Below are 18,274 nucleotides of genomic sequence, written 5' to 3' on the forward strand. Positions count from 1 at the left end.
GCAATTATATCCACTATCTTTTCAAAAGAGAATCATTTTCCGATGACAAAAATAAAATTTAAATAATGAAGATGCTTTATTGATATTTTTAATATGCAAGGCGGCTGGCTTGCCCGCGCCAATCTGTGGCAATGATCGAGGCGAAAACACATGCGCCCTACTCGCACGCCGCCGCTATCGCCTACAATCTCGGGATGAATCAACTTACCCTCGTCTTGCCCTTCGCCTTGCCCAACGCCGAACTGGCTGCCGACCTGCTCAAGGTCTTGCAGGCGCCCGCGCTGGCAGCGCTGCTGTCGCGCACCTCCACTTGCAATTTAGAAATTTTTGACAACGCCAACCGCTTGCTGCCGCATGAAGCGTGGCTGGCGCACGCCCTGGACCTGTCGCCCGCGCCCAACGGCGCGGCGGCGCAGGCGGCCTTTGCCGCCCGGGCCATGCGCGGCTACGGCCTCGTGCCGGAACCGGGCGCACGCTACTTCCTGCTGCATCCGGCCCACCTGGCCATTGCCCGCAGCCATATCAGCCTGGAAGAGTTGCGCCAGCTCAAGCTGAACGAGACCGATGGGCGCGCCCTGTTCGACATCGCTGCCCCGTATTTCGACGAAATCGGCCAGCCGCTCGCGTATGGCGACGCGGGCACCTGGTTCATGCGCGCCGACGGCTGGTCCGACTTGCAGTGCGCCACGCCGGACGCCGCCACCACGCAAGACCTGTCCGTCTGGATGCCGGAAGGCGAGCACGCGCGCGCCGCGCGCCGCCTGCAGAACGAAGTGCAGATGCTGTGGCATGAACACCCCGTCAATGCGGCGCGCGAAGAACGGGGCTTGAAAGCCATCAATGCGTTCTGGATCTGGGGCGGGAGCGTGGCAACAGTGGAGGCTGCGCGCTGCGCGGCCAGCCTGCATACGCAGAACGCGCCGGGCTGGCTGGCAGCGCTGGCGGAACCGGCGCGCCGCGATGCCAGTCCAAACAGTGTGCTGACGGACCAATCCGACACGATCGTCGTGCTGGGCGGCTTGACCGAAGCGGCACAGGCCCAGGAATGGGGCATGTGGCTGCAGCAATTGCAAGCGCTGGAAACGGACTGGTTCGCGCCCCTGCTGGCGGCCTTGAAAGATGGCCGCCTGGGCCAGTTGCGCCTGGTACTGAGCCACCGCGACGCCTGGCTGGACGTCACTACCAGCAAGCATGCGCAGCGTAAATTCTGGCGCGCGATTACCCTGAACAAGTTGAAAGCATCATGACCCGTACCCGCATCGCCACCCGTCCCTGCCCTTACCGCGAATCCGAATTGCTGCGCCAGGGCGGCATCCATCCCGTGCTGGCCCGCCTGTACGCCTCGCGCGGCCTGTCTGACGCGAAAGAACTGTCGATTGAGGCCAAGGACTTGATACCGCCGTCCGGCTTGCTGCACATCGGCGCGGCCGGCGTCTTCCTGGCCGATGCCATCGCCGCCAAGAAACGCATGGTCATCGTGGCCGACTACGATTGCGACGGCGCCACGGCCTGCGCCGTGGCCATCCGCGGCTTGCGCGCCATGGGCGCCGACGTCGATTTCATCGTGCCCAACCGTTTTGAATACGGCTACGGCCTGACGCCGGAAATCGTCGAACTGACGGCGCGCGAAAAATCGCCCGACATCATCATCACCGTCGACAACGGCATCGCCAGCATCGATGGCGTGGCCGAAGCGAACCGGCGCGGCATGCAGGTCGTCGTCACCGACCACCACTTGCCGGCCGACACCCTGCCCGACGCGGCCGTCATCGTCAACCCGAACCAGCCTGCCTGCGGTTTTCCCAGTAAACATCTGGCCGGCGTCGGCGTCGTGTTCTACGTCCTGCTGGCCCTGCGGGCCGAGCTGCGCCGACGCGGCATCTTTGATGCGCAGACGCAACCCAAGCTCGACAACCTGCTCGACCTGGTGGCGCTGGGCACGGTGGCCGACGTGGTGCGCCTCGATACCAACAACCGCATCCTCGTCGCGCAAGGCTTGAAACGCATGCGCAAGGGCAATATGCACGCGGGCGTGGCGGCGCTCTTTCGCGTGGCGGGCCGCGAAGCGCGCAACGCCACGCCGTTCGACCTGGGCTTTGCCCTGGGACCGCGCCTGAATGCGGCCGGCCGCCTGCAAGACATGTCGCTGGGCATCGAATGCCTGATCACGGACGACGAAGGCCGCGCCTGGGCGCTGGCGCAGCAATTGAACGACATCAACCTGAAACGCCGCGAAATCGAGGCGGAAATGCAGGATACGGCCCTGCTGCACCTCGACGATTTCGAGCCGGCCAACAGCAGCACCATCAGCGTGTTTGACGAATCCTGGCACCAGGGCGTGATCGGCATCGTCGCTTCGCGCCTGAAGGAAAAATTCTACCGCCCGACGATTACCTTTGCACCCGGTGCCGACGGCTGGATCAAGGGTTCCGGACGCTCGATTCCCGGTTTCCACTTGCGCGACGCGCTCGATCTCGTGTCAAAACGGGCGCCTAGCCTGATTGACAAGTTCGGCGGCCACGCCATGGCGGCGGGCTTGACCATCCGCGCCGACGCCTTCGACGCCTTTTCCCAGGCCTTCGAAGCCGTGGGCCAGGCTTGGCTCAGCGCCCAACAGCTGGAACGGGTGGTGGAAACGGATGGCCCGCTGGAAGACGCGTATTACACGACGGCCTTCATCGAGCTGATGGACGGCCAGGTGTGGGGCCAGGGCTTCGCCCCGCCCGTCTTCTGCGACGAATTCCGCGTCGTCAGCCAGCGCATCCTCAAGGAACGGCATTTGAAACTGCTGCTGGAAAAGAACGGCGTGCGCTTCGACGCCATCTGGTTCGGCCACACGGATGCCTTGGGCGAACGGACAAGGGTCGCCTTCCGGCTTGATGCGAATGAATACAATGGCACGACCAAGGTGCAATTGATGGTGGAGCACGCCGAGCCTGTGTAGTGACACCTGACAGTACCTACTGCGCGTCGGTATGGGCCGCCTGCGATGCTCACTGTACTAGCAGTACGGTTGCGCTTCTCGACAGCCTCTCCCTTCCGCTCGCTACGGTTCTGTCAGGCGTTGCGAATTTTGTGGTCTTATTGCTATGTCTCATGTTTACGTGAAACAATGTCGGATCAAACCACAGCGGCGGCTGGAACAGCGATTCACACCACCTGAAAGTTATCCCGCACCATGCTGACCGGCCTGAACCACCTCACGCTGTCCGTGCACGACCTTGATCGCAGCGTCGTCTTTTACCGCGATACGCTGGGCCTGCGCATGCATGCGCGCTGGGAGAGGGGCGCCTACCTGTCGGCCGGGGATTTGTGGCTGTGCCTGTCGCTGGATGCGGGCGCGGCGATCGGCGCGGGCGGCTACACGCACTATGCCTTTTCCATTTCCCAGGAAGACTATCCTGCCTTTGCCGCCCGCCTGCGCACGGCTGGCGCGGCGGAATGGCGGCAAAACAGCAGCGCCGGCGATTCCCTGTATTTTCTCGACCCGGACGGCCACCAGCTGGAAATCCATGCGGGCAGTCTGGCGCAGCGGCTGGCGGCCTGCCGGGCAGCGCCGTATCAGGGCATGGTGTTCGAGGATTGACGATGGTCAGCGCATATTCATTAAATTCATTAAATTCATTGCACCAGCAAAAGAGCATCCGCTGTTACTGCACAAAAACACTGTCACGCATCGATAAGCCCTTGATAATCTTGTTTTTAAAACTGTTTTTAAAACTTAATCAAGCTGACAAGATTCCATCCGCAATGGGCAAAATCGCCACATTTTATTGCAACAATAAAAATATTGATTGGAAATAGTTAACACTTATTTGGCAAATTCACTAGAATTGATAGCACATCAGGTAATTTCCAATGATGCATGATCAGTTCTGAGGGCAAACCCGTCGAAAGGCGGGGACGCAAAGCCACCGGCCTACCGCGCGCAAGCGCCATGGCAGCGGGGCTGCCAATGCAGGGCCGGGACCGCCAACGCGCGCCACCAGCCTCGATGCATTGTCGAGATGTGGCCCTCGCCCAACTCGGAGAGTTTCGCCATGAAAAAATTCATTCCCCCGCATGCCCGCCACGGGCGCCTGCTGCTGGGCGCCACGGCCGCCATCCTGCTGGGCGCGTGCGGCTCCGGCCAGGAGACGACGGCGCCGCCCGCCGCCATCGCCACGGCCGCGACACAGTTCAGCGTCGAGGTACCCGTCATCCCCGCCGGCGTCGGCACGCTGGTGGCGCAGCCGATGTTCCATGCGGCTCCTGCCCTCCTGGATGCGCCGGACGGGCGCGACAACGCCAACAGCAGCGGCTCGGCCCACTGGCGACCGCATTTGCAGCGCGTCCCCCGCGCCATGGCGGACATGGCCACGCGGCGCCTGACGGCGCAAAAGATCGCTGCAGCGGAACAGGCGGCGCAGAATATCGCGCCGTTGCTGTCCGGCGGCACGAGCGACACCGTCGCGCCGATGGCCGGCAGCAGCGTGGTGGCGACCTACTCTCCCGCGCAAATCCGCGCCGCCTACGACTTGCCCGCCCTGCCTGCGGCGGGCACGGCGCTGACGCCAGCCCAGGCGGCCCAGCTGGGTGCCGGGCAGACGATCTACATCGTCGATGCCATGCACAACCCGAACACGGCGGCCGAACTGGCCATCTTCAACCAGAAATTCGGCTTGCCCGGCTGCACCACCAAAGCCATCGCCACGAATGCCGCCCTGCCATTGCCGCCAGCACCACTGAGCGGCTGCGAATTGTCCATCGTCTACAACACGCCGTCGAGCACGATGACGGCCACCGCGCCCGCCTATAACTCGGGCTGGGTCATGGAAATCGCGCTCGACGTGCAATGGGCGCACGCCACGGCACCGCTGGCGCGCATCGTGCTGATCGAGGCGCCCGACGCGTCCGTCAACAGCCTGCTGGGCGCCGTGCGTCTGGCCAACCTGATGGGTCCTGGCGTCGTCTCGATGAGCTTTGGCGCCGCCGAAGGCAGCTGGACGGCCTCCGTCGACAGCGCCTTCACGGGCAAGAACATGAGCTACCTGGCCGCCACGGGCGACTCGGGCAGCGGCGTGTCCTGGCCTTCCGTGTCGCCGAACGTGCTGGCCGTGGGCGGCACCACGCTCAGCTACAGCGGCAGCGGCGCGCGCAGCGAAGCGGCCTGGTCCGGCACGGGCGGCGGCATCAGCGCCTATACGGCCCTGCCCAGCTACCAGACGGCGAACGTGCCCGGCCTGACCAATCTGCTGCGGCGCAACGTGGCCGATGTAGCCTTCAATGCCGACCCCGCCACGGGCCAGTACACGGCCGTAATGGCACTGGGCAGCAGCACCGCAAGCTGGCTCAGCATCGGCGGCACCAGCCTGTCCACGCCGCAATGGGCCGGCCTCGTCGCCATCGCCAACGCCAGCCGCGCGCTGCAGGCGAAGGCGGCGCTCGGCTTGCCGCACAGCATGCTGTACGGCCAGATCGCCACCGTACCCGGCACCTTTGCCAGCAGCTTTGCCGACATCACGCGCGGCAGCAACGGCACCTGCAGCGTGTGCACGGCCAGGGTCGGCTATGACCCGCTGGGCGGCCTGGGCACGCCGAACGTGAAAAACCTGCTGGCCAGCCTGTCGGGCACGCAGATCGCCCCGACAGCCCCCGTGGTGGCGCCGGCCGGCATCAGCGGCGCGGCCGGCAAGCCGCTTTCGTTCACCGTCTCGGCCACCGCTTCCAATCCACTCAGCTACACCATGCTGGGCGCACCGGCCGGCATGAGCATCGCCGCCACGGGCGTGGTCAGCTGGGCCGCCCCCATTGCCGGCACGTATGCCGTGACCATGGTGGCCAAGGATAGCGTCAGCGGTCTCAGTGGCCAGGGCGTGTACAGCATCGTCATCGCCCCAGTCGCGCCGCCCGTCGTCGCGGCCGGCGCCATCACGGGCAAGGTGGGGACGGCGCTGACGTTCAATGTCAGCGTCACGGCCGCCAATCCCGTCAGTTACGCGCTCGCCGGCGCACCGGCCGGCATGACCATCAGCAGCGCCGGCCTGGTGAGCTGGGCCGCGCCCGTGGCCGGCACCTATGCCGTCACCGTGACGGCCACGGACAGCAAGACTGGCCTGAGCGGCAAAGGCGTCTATACGGTGGCCATCGCCGCCCCGCTGCCGCCCGCGGTGACAGTGTCCAGCGTCAGCGGCAAACCGGGCGTGGCCCTGTCGTTCACGGCCACGGTGGTGGCGCCCAACCCCGTCACGTACAGCCTGTCGGGCGCGCCGTCCGGCATGGCCGTCAATGCCGCCGGCGTCGTCAGCTGGGCCAGCCCCGTGCTGGGCAGCTACAACGTGACCGTCATCGCCAAGGATACGAAAACGGGCTTGACGGGCCAGGCCGTGGCCACGGTGAAAATCGCCGCCGCCGGCCCCACGATCAGCGCCGCCGCCATGACGGGCGTGGCCGGCAAGGCCATGAGCGGCAGCATCGTGCTGACGGCGCCAGGTGCGACCTCGCTGCGGATCTCGATCGACGGCGCGCCGCTGGGCATGCAGTTCTCCATGAGCGGCCTGACCATCACGGCCTACTGGCCGCAACCGGTGGCCGGCAGCTATGCGCTGAAGGTCGTGGCGCTGGACAATAACGGCTTGACGGCGCAACTGACGGTGCCGATCACCGTCACGGCAAGATAAACCAGCGTCGCCCGCCAACGGGGCGCAGCGGGACACACGTCCGCTGCGCCCCGTTTTGCATGCGCGCGGCCGTTGCAACGAATCCGAAAAAGGAGTATAAATAGTCCTTAAACAGAGTTTTATTGAAGGACATATCATGCATCTCGCCTATGCCTATCCCAAGAGCCGCTTCGAGCCGGCCGTGCTCGTCGACCTGAACGCCAAAGCCGAGCGCGAACGATTGTCGCAAGCGGCACTGAAGGGGTTTTTCAAGCTGGCCGCCGCGTGGAAACTGCGCGACGACGATGCGCGCGAATTGCTGGGCGGCCTGTCCAGCAGCGCCTGGTACGAGTGGAAGAAACACCCGGACCGCGTGCTGGAAGTGGACCGCATCACGCGCATTTCCTATTTGCTGGGCATCTACAAGGCCCTGCACATCCTGTACGGCGACAAGCTGGCCGACGAATGGGTGAGCTTGCCCAACAAGAACCCGATCTTCGGCGGCCGCACGCCCCTGTCGCAGATGCTGGCCGGCGGCTTGCTGGCCATGCAGACCGTGCGCAAGCTGCTCGACGCGCGCCGCGGAGGGCTGTGATCGTGCCGGCCGCCGCGAATTCCCCGCTGCCGCCGCTGGCCGCCTTGCGCCAGATCGACACCTGCCGCCTGATCCCGTCGCGCTTCGCCGACATGGAGGATTCCGTGCTGGCGCCGCTGGCCGAAGACGACGACCACCTGCGCGAGCTGTTCGAGCTCGATAACGCCACCAACGCGCGCCTGGTGGCAGAGTACGGCGGCGCGCCAGGAATTGGCGTGGACGAGCTGGTTTTTGGCGTGCCGCACTTTCGCATCATCAACGCCGCCTACACGTATGCCCGCCCGGAAGGGGCGCGTTTCAACGATGGCGAACGGGGCGCCTGGTATTGCGCCTTCGACATGAAAACGGCGCTGGCCGAGATCATTTTCCACAAGACCGTGGAATACCAGGAAATCGACTATTTCGACGACAGCGTCAGCTACCAGTCGCTGCTGGCCGATTTTTCCGCCAGCTTCCACGACCTGCGCGGCCAGGAGCGCTACCAGGCTTGCCTGGACCCGGCCAGCTACATCGCCTCGCAAGACCTGGCCGCCATCCTGCTCGAGGCCGGTTCTATGGGCGTCATCTTCCCCAGCGTCCGGCACGCCAGCGGCACCAACCTGGCCTGCTTCCGCCCTGCCCTGGTGGGCAATGTTCGCAAAGGCGTCGCCTATCGGTTAACATGGCAGGGTACGCCGACGCCGCAGGTGGAAGCCTTGCCAGGCAAATAAACCGCGCGCATCGGCATCCGACTCACCGAACATTGATATTTCGCATGCAAACCAATCCTGAAAAAGACACCGAACTGCGCCTCAAAGTAAACAGCGAAACGGCCCGCCTGGCCTGGAGCGAACTCGAAAAGCACTTCGCCCAAGGCAATGTCGTCTGGATCGCCAACGAGCTGGACCTGGTCGAAGTGGCCGTGCGCATCTCGCACGACGACAAGGCCACCATCACGCAATGGATGGTCGACGGCAAGGTCGCCAAGGTATCGGACCAGCAGGCGCTGGACTGGCAGGCGGCCGATGCGGCCCTGTGGGCCGTCGTCGTCAGCCCGTTCATCCTGGTGCAGCAGGAAAAGCCGACCAAGCACTAAAGGCTGCGCTCGAACAGCAGGCGCAGTGTAGAGGATTTGACAATGCGCAGCAAGCGCATTGTCAGGCCATCATCAATGCCCGCCCCCCAGATACGCGGCGATCACCTTCGGATCATTTTTCAGGCTTTCGGCCGGCCCATGCACGGAAATGCTGCCGTTTTCCAGCACGTAGCCGTAATCGGCCACGTTCAGGGCGGCGGCGGCGAATTGCTCGACCAGCAGCATGGTCACGCCTTCGGCCTTCAAGCGCGTGATGATGCGGAAGACTTCCTCCACCAGGATCGGCGCCAGGCCCATCGACGGCTCGTCCAGCAGGATCACTTCCGGGTTCAGCATCACGGCGCGGGCCATGGCCAGCATCTGCTGCTCGCCGCCCGACAAGGTGCCGGCCAGCTGGTCGCGCCGCTCCTTCAGGCGGGGAAACAGTTCCAGGGCCTTGTCCAAATCTCCCTTGATGTCGCCTTTCGGGCGCGCGCGCGTAAAGCGGGGGAAGGCGCCCAGCAGCAGGTTGTCCGTCACCGACATCGAGGCGAACACGCGCCGCCCTTCCGGCGAATGGGCCAGGCCGGCGCGCGCGATGCGGTGCGAGTCGAGGCCCGTGACATCCTTGCCGCCCAAGGTGACGCTGCCGGATTTGGGTTTGAGCATGCCGGAGATGGCGCGCATGGTGGTGGTCTTGCCGGCGCCGTTCGAGCCGATCAGGGTCACCAGCTTGCCCTTCGGGACTTCGAGCGAAATCCCGTGCAGGACTTCGACTTTGCCGTAGGCGGCGTGCAGATTATGAATGGTCAGCATGGTCTTCCTCTCAGTGCGCCGCAGGGCTCAGGGTGTCGGCGCTGCCGCCCAAATAGGCTTCGATCACTTTCGGATCGCTTTGGACAAGCGCGGGTGCGCCTTCGGCGATCTTCTGGCCGAAGTCCAGCACCGTCACCACGTCCGACAGGGCCATCACCACGTCCATGTGGTGCTCGATCAGGATGATGGTGATGCCGTGCTCGCGTATCTTGCGGATGATGGCCATCAGTTCCTTGATGTCGGGCGCCGTCAGGCCTGCCGCCGGCTCGTCGAGCAGCAGCAGACGCGGGTTGAGGCCCAGCGCGCGGCCGATTTCCAGCAAGCGCTGCTTGCCATACGGCAGATTGCGCGCCTCTTCGTTGGCCAGGTCCGCCAGGCCCACGAACTCGAGGATGCTGGCCGCCCGCTCGCGCGCCGCCGTCTCTTCGCGCTTGTAGCGCGGCGTATGCAGCATCACGTCGAGCACATTCGACTTGAACGTATTGTGCAAGCCCACCAGCACGTTCTCGGTGGCCGTCATCTCGCCGAACAGCTGCACGTTCTGAAAGGTGCGCGCCACGCCGCCCAGCGCGATTTCGGACGGCGTACGGCCGGAAATGACGGCGCCGGCAAATTCCACCTTGCCCACCGTCGGCTTGTAGATCCCCGTGAGCACGTTCATCATCGTGCTCTTGCCCGAGCCGTTCGGCCCGATCAAGCCGTGCACGGAGCCCTGCGTGACGTTCAAGTCCACCTGGTTCAGCGCTTTCAGGCCGCCGAACTGCATCAGCGCCTGCTCCACGCGCAGCAGAGTCGCGCCCTGCTGCCCGCCTTGGGCGTGGTCGAACGGCGCCACGCCGTGCGAAGCGACGGCCTGCACATGGCGCCGGCCCTTGCCGATAAAGCTCATCAAAAAGCCCACGATGCCGTCCTGCAGGTAGTACACGACAAACAAGGTCATCAGGCCGAAGATGGTCAAACGCCAGTCGACCATGTTTTCCAGCTTGTAGGAAAACGCGGCCAGGCCGATGGTGGCGGCCAGGGGCACGAGCACGCCGCGCACGGTGGAGCGTTTTTTCGCCAGCATGAAGGCGGAGCCGATCACGCCCAGCACGGCGGCGGACACAGCGATCTTGCGGAACAATTCGATGTCCGACAAGAGGCTGGGCAGCATGACGACGATCAGGGCACCGATCAGCGCGCCCGAACGCGTCTTGCGTCCGCCCATGATGACGGCCAGCAGGAACAGGATCGTCAGCTCGAAGTTATAGGTATTGGGCGAAATATACTCTTCCGAATACGCATACAGGCTGCCGGCCAGGCCCGCGAAACCGGCGCTGATGACGAACGCATACACCTTGTAGCGGTAGACGGACACGCCCATGCAGTCCGAGGCGATGGGGCTGTCGCGCAGCGCTTCGAACGCGCGTCCCAGGTTCGACTTCAGGATGCGGTGCACCACGACCAGCGAGATCACCAGCAGCGCGGCGACCATGTAGTAGTACTCCACTTCCGTCAGTTTGTGGCCGAACAGGACGGGCTTGTGGATCTTGATACCCATCGGCCCTTCCGTCAGGAAGCTCATCTCGTTGATCAGGATTTGCACGATGGTGCCGAAGGCCAGGGTCACCATGGCCAGGTAGGGTCCCGTCACGCGCAGGGCTGGCAAGGCCAGGATGGCGCCGAACAGGGCCGCGCCCGCGATACTGGCGGGGATGGCCAGCCAGAACGACACGCCCAGCTTGAACACCAGCACGCCCGTGGCATATGAACCGATGCCGAACAGGCCCGCGTGACCGAGCGACACCTGCCCCGTGTAGCCGACGACGATATCGAGGCCGAACAGCAGGATGGCGTAGATCAGGATGGTCTCGGCCAGGTGGATGTAGTACGGGTTCGGGATGACGATGGGGAACAGCGCGAGCGCGGCCAGGCCCGCCGCGCTCAGCGCCAGCATGGTGATTTTCTTGTGCATGTGGTCCTCAGACTTTCTTGATCGCGGCTTTGCCGAACAGGCCGGACGGCTTGACGGCCAGTACCAGCAACAGGAGCAGCAGGCCGGGCACTTCCTTGTAGCCGGTGGAAATGTAGTAGCCGGTGGTCGTTTCCGCGATGCCCAGGATCAGGCCGCCGACGATGGCGCCCACGCCCGACGTCAGGCCGCCGATGATGGCCACGGCAAACGCTTTCAAGCCCAGCGAGGCGCCCATGGTGGCCCCCGTCAGGGTCAGCGGTGCCACCAGCACGCCCGCAAAGGCGGCCGTGGCCGACGACAGCGCATAGGAAAAGGTGATGACCATGCCCGTGTTGATGCCCATCAAACCGGCCGCATCGCGGTCATTGGCCGTCGCCACGACGGCCTTGCCGTAGATCGATTTGCGGTTGAATACTTCGACGGCCAGCATGATGGCCAGCGCGCCGACGATGACGGCCACCTGCATCTGCTGCACGTTGGCGCCAAACACCTGGAACGGCGCGGCCGACAGGGGCGACGGGAACATCAGGTCATCCTTGCCCCAGATGTTTTCCGCCACGTTCTTGAAAATGATGGCCAGCGCGATGGTCGACATGATCCAGCCGAATTCGGACTTGATCTTGATGGCGGGCCGCACGCCTATCCATTCGACGAACACGCCCTGCAAGGCGCCGAAGACGATGACGATGGGGATCATCAGCAGGTAGCTCATGTAGGGCCCGCCGTGGATGGTGCCCACCAGCGACAGGCCCACGAGCGCGCCCAGCATCAGCGATTCGCCCTGGCCGAAGTTGAGGGTGCCGGACGTGGCAAAGGTCAGCTGGTAGCCGAAGGCGATGACGGCATAGATCATGCCCAGCGCGATGCCGCTGAAGACGAGCTGCAGGAAGATTTCCATGGTGTTCCCCGAAGGATGGGAGATAAAAAAATGGCCAGTCCTGATTCCTCAAGGCTGGCCACTGCGCGGCGAAGGTCTGCCAGGCTTATTTCGCGAGGACGACTTTGCCGTCCTTGACTTCGCCGAAGACCGTCAGGTCGGCCGTGATCGCTTCATGGTTGGTCTTGCTGAACGGCTTGTTGTAGGTGGTGACGGCGCCTTCCACCTTCTCATTCAGGTTTTCCAGCGCGGCGCGCACTTTCGGACCATCCGTGCCGCCCGCCTGCTTGAAGGCGGCGGCCAGCAGGTAGATGGAATCGTAGCCTTGCGCGGCCGAGACGGCCGACGGCATGCGTCCGCCCGATGGCTTGTAGGCGGCCACATAGGCGTCGATGAAGGCCTTGCGCTTGGGCGTGCTGGCGTCCTGGATGAAGGTTTGCGGCATGCGCGTGCCATTGCCGTTCTTGCCCGCGTTGTCGATGAAGTTACCCATGGCCAGGGTCCAGCTGCCGATCAGCGGCACTTTCCAGCCCAGTTTTTCCATGCCGTTGGCGATCTGCGCCAGTTCCGGGCCGATGCCGTAGGTCAGCACGACTTCCGCCCCCGCCTGCTTGGCTTTCAGCAGCTGGGCCGTCATATCGACGTCCTTGATGTTGTATTTTTCAACGACAACGGGCTTGATGCCTTTCTTGTCGAGCGCCTTTTCCAGGTCTTCACGGCCCAGCTGGCCATAATTGGTGGAGTCGGCCAGGATCGCCACTTTCTTGAACTTGCGGTTCTCGATCGCTTCATGCACGATCATGCCGGACTGGATGGTGTCATTGGCCGCATTGCGGAAGATGTAGTTTTCCGGCTGGTCGGCGAATTGCTTGGTGACGATGGAACCCGTCGCCACATTGTTCATGACGGGAATTTTCGCTTCCTGGTAGAAGCGCTGCGAAGCGAGCGCCACGCCCGTGTTGATGTAGCCGACGGTGGCGGCGACCTTTTCCTTGTTGATCAGTTCCTGGGCGATCTGCACGCCGCGTTCGTTCTTCGCTTCGTCATCGCGCTCGATCAGCAGCAAGGAACGGCCCAGTACGCCACCCTTGGCATTGATTTCCGCGACAGCCAGCTTGACGCCGTCGCGCATCGACACGCCCATCGGCGCGGAACCGCCCGTAAACGGTCCGGACACGCCGATCTTGATGGGGTCGGCTGCGACTGCCGCCTGCGAGAAACCCAAAACCAAACTTGCCACGAGCAATTTCTGTTTCAAATTCATTGTCATCTCCTCTGCTACAACGTTTTAAATGCCACTTATTTTTATTGTCGTACGCTGGATAACCGCCCCATCGATAAATCATTGTAGGTGAGTAAACATGCACCAGCAACAACTACATATGACGCGTCGCAACATGCAGAAAAGAGCCAATTGCTGGCCCGATGTCAGTCTTTTGTAAGGAAAATATGACGCAAATTGGAACACACTGCACCATTTGGCAACAGCCCTGGCGCCGATACGGGGCCGCCAGGCGACTTCACAGCGAGCTGATCTGGCGCAATACTGCGACTGCCCAGCATGCTAACGTCGGCCATGCCAGCGCGTGCGCGCCGGCCCCGTCAGCCACTGCTACCGCATGGAGGCCATATGCAGCGCCCGTCGAACTCGTCCATTTCCACCCTGCTTCTTTGCGCCAGCGCCAGCCTGCTGCTGGGCGGCTGCGCCGCCAACCTGGCGCCCGTGCGCAGCTTCGCCGAACAGACGCAAAAGGTGTCGCTGCACTTCGAACCCATGCTGGCAGGCGGCGTCCGCAGCTGCATGGACAAGGCCATGCGCAAGCGTCTGATCCTGGCCGAGCGTTTCGATGCGCAAGCGAGCGAACAGGCCGCGCGCGCCGATTGCGCCGCGATCGCGCAGGCCAGCGCGTCGATCGCCAGCCTGAACGACGTCCTGCTGCGCTATGCCCAGACCCTGGCGGCGCTGGCCGATGACAAGCTGCCCGTCTACAAGGAAGAGTTTTCCGGCCTCGGCGATTCGCTGGGCAGCCTCGCGCAGCCGGGCGCCGGCGCGCCCCTGCTCGATGCGGACAAGCTGGCCAAGGTCGTCAAACTGAGCGAGCATCTGAGCCGGCTGGCCACGCAGCGCCGGCAGAAATCGGCCTTGCGCGAATTGCTCGACGAGCAGGAAGCCGTCGATATCGTCAGCAATGCGCTCAAGGAGTATGCGCAGCGCAGTTACCGGGCCGGCTTGCAGGATGAATTGCGCGACCTGGATCTGCTGCGCGGCGCCGTCGATAACGCCGCGCCGCGCGAACCGCTGGCCGCCAACTACATCCGCACGCGCTTGCACCTGGAAGGCCGGCAGTTGCAGGAAAGGGAAAAGATCGTCGCCGCGTATGTCGCCGCCGTCGACGCGCTGCAAGCGAGCGTGGCCGCGCTGCGGGCCAATCTCGACCGCCTGCAGGCGCCGGAACTGGAGCGGCAGCTGGCGCAATTTTCACGCGACGTCGACACGCTGCAGCGGCAAGCGGCGTTCTATGCCCCCGCCCGCTGGTAAGCGGCGCGCACACAGGAGTATCCCATGGCCCCACTGACCGAACTGAGCGAACTGACGAAAGACCAAAGCTACGCCATCGCCGACAGCCTGGCGCAGGCGTCGAGCCTGGTGCTGGAATTGCGCATCCGCGAACGCGAGGCGCTGGCGCCGGACGAGCGCGCGCTGCTGGAACAATATGAAAATCACCTGGACCAGATGGTCGCGCTGTTCCGCGCGTATGGCATTTACCTGACGGCCGAAGGCGCCGAGCAGGCGCGCGTCGACATCGAGGGCGCCATCGCCAAGGGCAAGTCGCAGCTCAAGCGCATCGCCGACATCAAGGCGGCCATCGGCACGGCGGCACGACTGGTCGACCTGGGCGCCGCCATTTTGTCGCGCGACCCGTTCGCCATCGGCGAGGCGGCGGCCAGCTTGCGGGCCAAGCCTAAAAAAGACGCTCAGGCTTGACCCGCCCGCCAGGCAAGCGGCTTACTCGATGCTGAGCACACCCTGGTCCGAGCTCAGATACGTTCCTGCGCCATCGGCCGCTTCGGCCAGGCTCCAGGCGTAGCCGCCGGCCGCCGGTGCCGACGTCAACGCGTAGTGCGCGCCCGGTTTCAGTCCTGTCGCCAGGATGGCGCCGCCGGCTTGGGTAGAGACCCAGTCCATGCGGGCGGCGGGCGCCACGTCGCGGTTGAACAGCACATGCAGCTGACTACCCAGCAACAGCGCCTCGGTGTTGGCCGCGGCAGCCAGGCGTATGGCGCTCGGCGCAGCGGCCGGTCCCGTGCCGCCGTCATTGTCGGCAACGGCCAGCACATGCAGGAAGTACTCGGGCGCGTTCAGGGCGGGCGCCGCGGGCGCCGCCACTTCCAGGCGCCAGACGCCGACATCGCTGGTCGACGATTGCTGCTTGCTGACCAGCGGCGTCTGATTGCGCCACAGGTAACTGCCATCGGCCTGGCGCCGGCGCACGGTGAAGCGGCAATCGGCGCCGTTGCCGGCAACAGCACCAGTTTCGAGATCGGTCTGCGCGCAGCCATTGCCCCCCTCCTGCGCACCGCCCACCTTGCGCACGCTGGCATTGAGCGGCAGGATCGTCTGCGCCGTCAGCATGCCGCCGCCATTGCGAATGGTGGCGATGCGCTCCTGGCCCGCCTTGTAGCCCAGCTGGTACTGGCCATTGCCCAGCGCCGTCACGCCCGACGCGCCCGATACGGGATCATTTGCCGTGTGCAGCAGGAAGGTGGCCGGCAAGGCCTGCTTGCTGCGCACGCTATCGAAGACGACAGTGACCGGCTTGCCCCAGAACGATGGCGAGCGCAGGAACAGCACGTTGCGCACAAAACCGTTGGCCATATCGAGCTTGCTGGACGCATAGGCCTTGCTTGCATTGCCGCTGGTGTAGGTGTACTGCGGCGTATTTTCGTAGCGGACGATGCCGTCGAGCGCATTCGATCCCGCAGGGCTGATTTCCTCGATCGTCGGGTAGCCCTGTCTCGGCGCATAGAACCATTGGCCGCCGTCATTGCTGAATTCCCTGTCTCCGCGCGTGAACCGCTCGTTCTTGTCAAATATCAGCAGCGTATTGTGGGCAATGCTGCGCGTGTAGTAATTCCACCAGTGGCTGCTGCCATATTCTTCATACAAGCCCGTGTCGAGCAGCAGCGGAGCCTTGTAATTGAGCGAAAAACTGTTCTGGTCGAAGTGCTGGTGATTTTCCGCGATAAAGGACGTCGATTTGAATTCCAGTAAGGTGGCATTCGCATAGTCCCAGCTATCACGCATCAGCACCTGGCCCGACGTCCGGAAATGGCGCGACAGTTCCAGCGATTCCAGCGGCGCTGCAGGCAGTTGAACGGGCCACAACAGCCGTTCCAGTATCAAGGCATCGTGCGCGCTGCGCGACGCCACGACATGCTCGCGATAAAACTTCCCGGCCACGCCATCGACCGTATCCGTCACCGCGCCCAGCGCCAGCTGCCCGATCAATGTGCTGCCGAGCGGCGTTGTGAAATTGTCGCCGCTGGCGGGAAAGCTGCCGTCATGGCGCAAGCCGTAGATATACGGATAGATCAGCCTGGCTTGCCAGTCGGCCTGCAACAGGGGCGCCGTGCCCGTACTTTCCAGCGCGCTGCGCCACAGGAGCAGGCGCTCGGGAATGCTCGATACGCCATAGGCAAAGCCCATATGATGGCCGCCGTCGACCGAAATAAGAGCGCGTGCAGCAAGAAAACCCTTTTCGTAGTGCGCATACGACGTTTCAATCATCGGCAACACTTCCGGATGCTCGTCGACGATGGCCAGCAAGCCGACGGTGACATTATTGACGGCGCTGAACGGGTGGCCGCTGATATAGAAACCGGCGATGGACGGCTTCGATTCGCTGCGGTCCCACTGTTCATACACGGGCTTCTTCTTGCAATCAAAACTGGTGCTGGTGATATATAACTGCTGATAGCCGCACATCGAGACAAACAGATTCTCGTGCCCCTGGCCCGTATCGGCGGCGATCGTTTCCTTGATTCGCTGCGCCGTCAGGTCGCGGTAGCTGCCGAAACCCACGGCGTCGGGCACGGCGCGCGCGCCCGTTTCGGCAAACAGCCAGTCGTACAGGATGCCCATGGCGCCGACGCGCCCGCCCGACGACCACTCGCCGCCGGCCACGGAGGGCGTCACCAGCAGCTTGTCGAGGTAATTCAGGGCGCCATTCAGATATTTCGCATTGCCAGTCAGGCGGTAGGCCATGGCCAGCATCTGCGCAGTTTCATAAATCGTGCCGCGGCTGCCAGTGGCCACGTTGCACAGCTCCGGCACGCCGCTGGCAGGGGGAATCAGCGGGCAGGCTTGAAGCGTGCTCACCCGTCCGTCGACACGCTCCATGAAGCCGTACCAGGCCTTGTTGAGCAAAGCATCCATCGCCGGTGCTTGCCACAATTCATGGCCAGCGCCATCGAGCAAACGGAAATTGCGCATGGTTTCGTTGCGCCGCATGCCTATCCTGCTGATCTGCCCATCCGCCTTCCATTCCATCGGTGGCGTGGCGCTGGTGCCGTCGACCGTTCTCCAGCCCGTGGGCACGGCAACGCCATTGACTCTCAAGTCAACTTTATGGGTCTGGCTGTTCCATGACAACTGGATGTTCGACCAGACATCGGGTTTCAAATCGATCCTGGCGACAGACAGATACTGGTCCAGTCCATTGACCTGGAAACCGACCTGGAAACCAAGGCTTTCCCCCGCCGCGCCGGCCAGGCTATCGTAGGAATCGACGTGGCGGATAAAAAAGCCGTTGCGGCTCGGACTGAATTCGCCAAAAATCGGCTGGTTGTCGCTATCGAGCGGATCCTTACGCCCGGCGAACAGCTCCAGGCTGATGCTGCCGCCTGCGGCTGGGAATGCGGCCGGCAGATTTGGCAATTGCGGTTTCAGCGCATCGAAACTGGCTTGATTCAGGAATAGCCTCGGATGGCCTTGCTTGATCGGCGCGGGCAATTGCGCCATCGCGGTAGAGGCAAGCAGGCAAAACATGCCGAGCATGGCATGCGCCATTTTCCTCGGCAAGAACGGTATACCGCTTCGGCGATGGTGAAACATTGTTTTTTGTTGGCGAATCATTTGACTTTGCACACGGGCTCCCGGAATCATCCAGTTAATAAAAAAACCATATGCCGAATACTGCCATATAATTTTTTAAAAAAGCCAATAATGACTATCAAATAACAAATTATTGAAAGAAAATATAAGAAACGGTTTAATAACTTAGCGGAAATTTAGTCGACGCAGCAGCAACGAACCCATGGCCAGGTAAATCATATTTTC

At 63.2% G+C, this 18,274-nt stretch carries 14 protein-coding genes and 1 riboswitch; of the genes, 9 read left to right on the top strand and 5 right to left on the bottom strand.

Annotated features, from left to right (window positions below; translation table 11 throughout):
* The first annotated feature begins 194 nt into the window (after nt 1-194).
* The 7 genes from IGS60_RS27015 (at nt 195) to IGS60_RS27045 (ending at nt 8,308) form a co-directional block, all read left to right on the top strand.
* On the top strand, nt 195-1,247 hold the full coding sequence (locus IGS60_RS27015; protein ID WP_230506729.1) for a hypothetical protein: 1,053 nt from the start codon (nt 195-197) through the stop codon (nt 1,245-1,247).
* Complete coding sequence (gene recJ / locus IGS60_RS27020; protein WP_230506730.1) at nt 1,244-2,944, top strand: single-stranded-DNA-specific exonuclease RecJ; 1,701 nt, start codon at nt 1,244-1,246, stop codon at nt 2,942-2,944. The genes IGS60_RS27015 and recJ overlap by 4 nt, the downstream gene beginning before the upstream one ends.
* A gap of 234 nt (nt 2,945-3,178) precedes the next feature.
* On the top strand, nt 3,179-3,586 hold the full coding sequence (gene fos, locus IGS60_RS27025; protein ID WP_230506731.1) for a fosfomycin resistance glutathione transferase: 408 nt from the start codon (nt 3,179-3,181) through the stop codon (nt 3,584-3,586).
* Nucleotides 3,587-3,870: 284 nt separating this feature from the next.
* Nucleotides 3,871-3,957, top strand: a riboswitch (cyclic di-GMP riboswitch).
* Between the two features lie 83 nt (nt 3,958-4,040).
* On the top strand, nt 4,041-6,659 hold the full coding sequence (locus IGS60_RS27030; protein WP_230506732.1) for a S53 family peptidase: 2,619 nt from the start codon (nt 4,041-4,043) through the stop codon (nt 6,657-6,659).
* A gap of 136 nt (nt 6,660-6,795) precedes the next feature.
* Nucleotides 6,796-7,233: an MbcA/ParS/Xre antitoxin family protein gene (locus IGS60_RS27035; protein WP_070219985.1), complete on the top strand. Its 438-nt coding sequence runs from the start codon at nt 6,796-6,798 to the stop codon at nt 7,231-7,233.
* Between the two features lie 2 nt (nt 7,234-7,235).
* Nucleotides 7,236-7,943, top strand: coding sequence for an RES family NAD+ phosphorylase (locus IGS60_RS27040; protein ID WP_230506733.1), 708 nt, complete (start codon nt 7,236-7,238; stop codon nt 7,941-7,943).
* Nucleotides 7,944-7,987: 44 nt separating this feature from the next.
* Nucleotides 7,988-8,308 (top strand): DUF2288 domain-containing protein, encoded by a 321-nt coding sequence (locus IGS60_RS27045; protein WP_121669796.1) that lies wholly within the window; start codon nt 7,988-7,990, stop codon nt 8,306-8,308.
* A gap of 72 nt (nt 8,309-8,380) precedes the next feature.
* On the opposite strand, the gene IGS60_RS27050 is transcribed toward IGS60_RS27045, so the two are convergent.
* The 4 genes from IGS60_RS27050 to IGS60_RS27065 form a co-directional block, all read right to left on the bottom strand.
* Nucleotides 8,381-9,103 (bottom strand): ABC transporter ATP-binding protein, encoded by a 723-nt coding sequence (locus IGS60_RS27050; RefSeq protein WP_230506734.1) that lies wholly within the window; start codon nt 9,101-9,103, stop codon nt 8,381-8,383.
* A 10-nt stretch (nt 9,104-9,113) separates the two neighbouring features.
* Nucleotides 9,114-11,057, bottom strand: a complete 1,944-nt coding sequence (locus IGS60_RS27055) for an ATP-binding cassette domain-containing protein (protein ID WP_230506735.1) — start codon at nt 11,055-11,057, stop codon at nt 9,114-9,116.
* Nucleotides 11,058-11,064: 7 nt separating this feature from the next.
* Nucleotides 11,065-11,955, bottom strand: a complete 891-nt coding sequence (locus IGS60_RS27060; protein WP_010398938.1) for a branched-chain amino acid ABC transporter permease — start codon at nt 11,953-11,955, stop codon at nt 11,065-11,067.
* An 85-nt stretch (nt 11,956-12,040) separates the two neighbouring features.
* Nucleotides 12,041-13,198 (bottom strand): ABC transporter substrate-binding protein, encoded by a 1,158-nt coding sequence (locus IGS60_RS27065; RefSeq protein WP_070219975.1) that lies wholly within the window; start codon nt 13,196-13,198, stop codon nt 12,041-12,043.
* Between the two features lie 366 nt (nt 13,199-13,564).
* Between IGS60_RS27065 and IGS60_RS27070 the strand changes: the two genes are divergently transcribed.
* Nucleotides 13,565-14,473, top strand: coding sequence for a hypothetical protein (locus IGS60_RS27070; protein ID WP_230506736.1), 909 nt, complete (start codon nt 13,565-13,567; stop codon nt 14,471-14,473).
* 24 nt (nt 14,474-14,497) lie between these two features.
* Nucleotides 14,498-14,920 (top strand): hypothetical protein, encoded by a 423-nt coding sequence (locus IGS60_RS27075; RefSeq protein WP_230506737.1) that lies wholly within the window; start codon nt 14,498-14,500, stop codon nt 14,918-14,920.
* Between the two features lie 21 nt (nt 14,921-14,941).
* Here IGS60_RS27075 and IGS60_RS27080 read toward each other — a convergent pair whose 3' ends face one another.
* On the bottom strand, nt 14,942-17,992 hold the full coding sequence (locus tag IGS60_RS27080; protein ID WP_230506738.1) for a heparinase II/III family protein: 3,051 nt from the start codon (nt 17,990-17,992) through the stop codon (nt 14,942-14,944).
* Nucleotides 17,993-18,274: the final 282 nt, after the last annotated feature.

The sequence above is a fragment of the Janthinobacterium sp. FW305-128 genome (assembly GCF_020858135.1).
Lineage (GTDB): Bacteria > Pseudomonadota > Gammaproteobacteria > Burkholderiales > Burkholderiaceae_D > Janthinobacterium.

Bases quoted from the DNA above. Each gene is read 5' to 3' on its own strand.
- IGS60_RS27070 (WP_230506736.1), top strand. From the start codon at position 13,565: ATGCAGCGCCCGTCGAACTCGTCCATTTCCACCCTGCTTCTTTGCGCC.
- IGS60_RS27055 (WP_230506735.1), bottom strand. From the start codon at position 11,057: ATGCACAAGAAAATCACCATGCTGGCGCTGAGCGCGGCGGGCCTGGCC.
- IGS60_RS27015 (WP_230506729.1), top strand. From the start codon at position 195: ATGAATCAACTTACCCTCGTCTTGCCCTTCGCCTTGCCCAACGCCGAA.
- IGS60_RS27030 (WP_230506732.1), top strand. From the start codon at position 4,041: ATGAAAAAATTCATTCCCCCGCATGCCCGCCACGGGCGCCTGCTGCTG.
- IGS60_RS27035 (WP_070219985.1), top strand. From the start codon at position 6,796: ATGCATCTCGCCTATGCCTATCCCAAGAGCCGCTTCGAGCCGGCCGTG.
- fos (WP_230506731.1), top strand. From the start codon at position 3,179: ATGCTGACCGGCCTGAACCACCTCACGCTGTCCGTGCACGACCTTGAT.
- IGS60_RS27075 (WP_230506737.1), top strand. From the start codon at position 14,498: ATGGCCCCACTGACCGAACTGAGCGAACTGACGAAAGACCAAAGCTAC.
- recJ (WP_230506730.1), top strand. From the start codon at position 1,244: ATGACCCGTACCCGCATCGCCACCCGTCCCTGCCCTTACCGCGAATCC.
- IGS60_RS27060 (WP_010398938.1), bottom strand. From the start codon at position 11,955: ATGGAAATCTTCCTGCAGCTCGTCTTCAGCGGCATCGCGCTGGGCATG.
- IGS60_RS27050 (WP_230506734.1), bottom strand. From the start codon at position 9,103: ATGCTGACCATTCATAATCTGCACGCCGCCTACGGCAAAGTCGAAGTC.
- IGS60_RS27045 (WP_121669796.1), top strand. From the start codon at position 7,988: ATGCAAACCAATCCTGAAAAAGACACCGAACTGCGCCTCAAAGTAAAC.
- IGS60_RS27080 (WP_230506738.1), bottom strand. From the start codon at position 17,992: ATGCTCGGCATGTTTTGCCTGCTTGCCTCTACCGCGATGGCGCAATTG.
- IGS60_RS27065 (WP_070219975.1), bottom strand. From the start codon at position 13,198: ATGAATTTGAAACAGAAATTGCTCGTGGCAAGTTTGGTTTTGGGTTTC.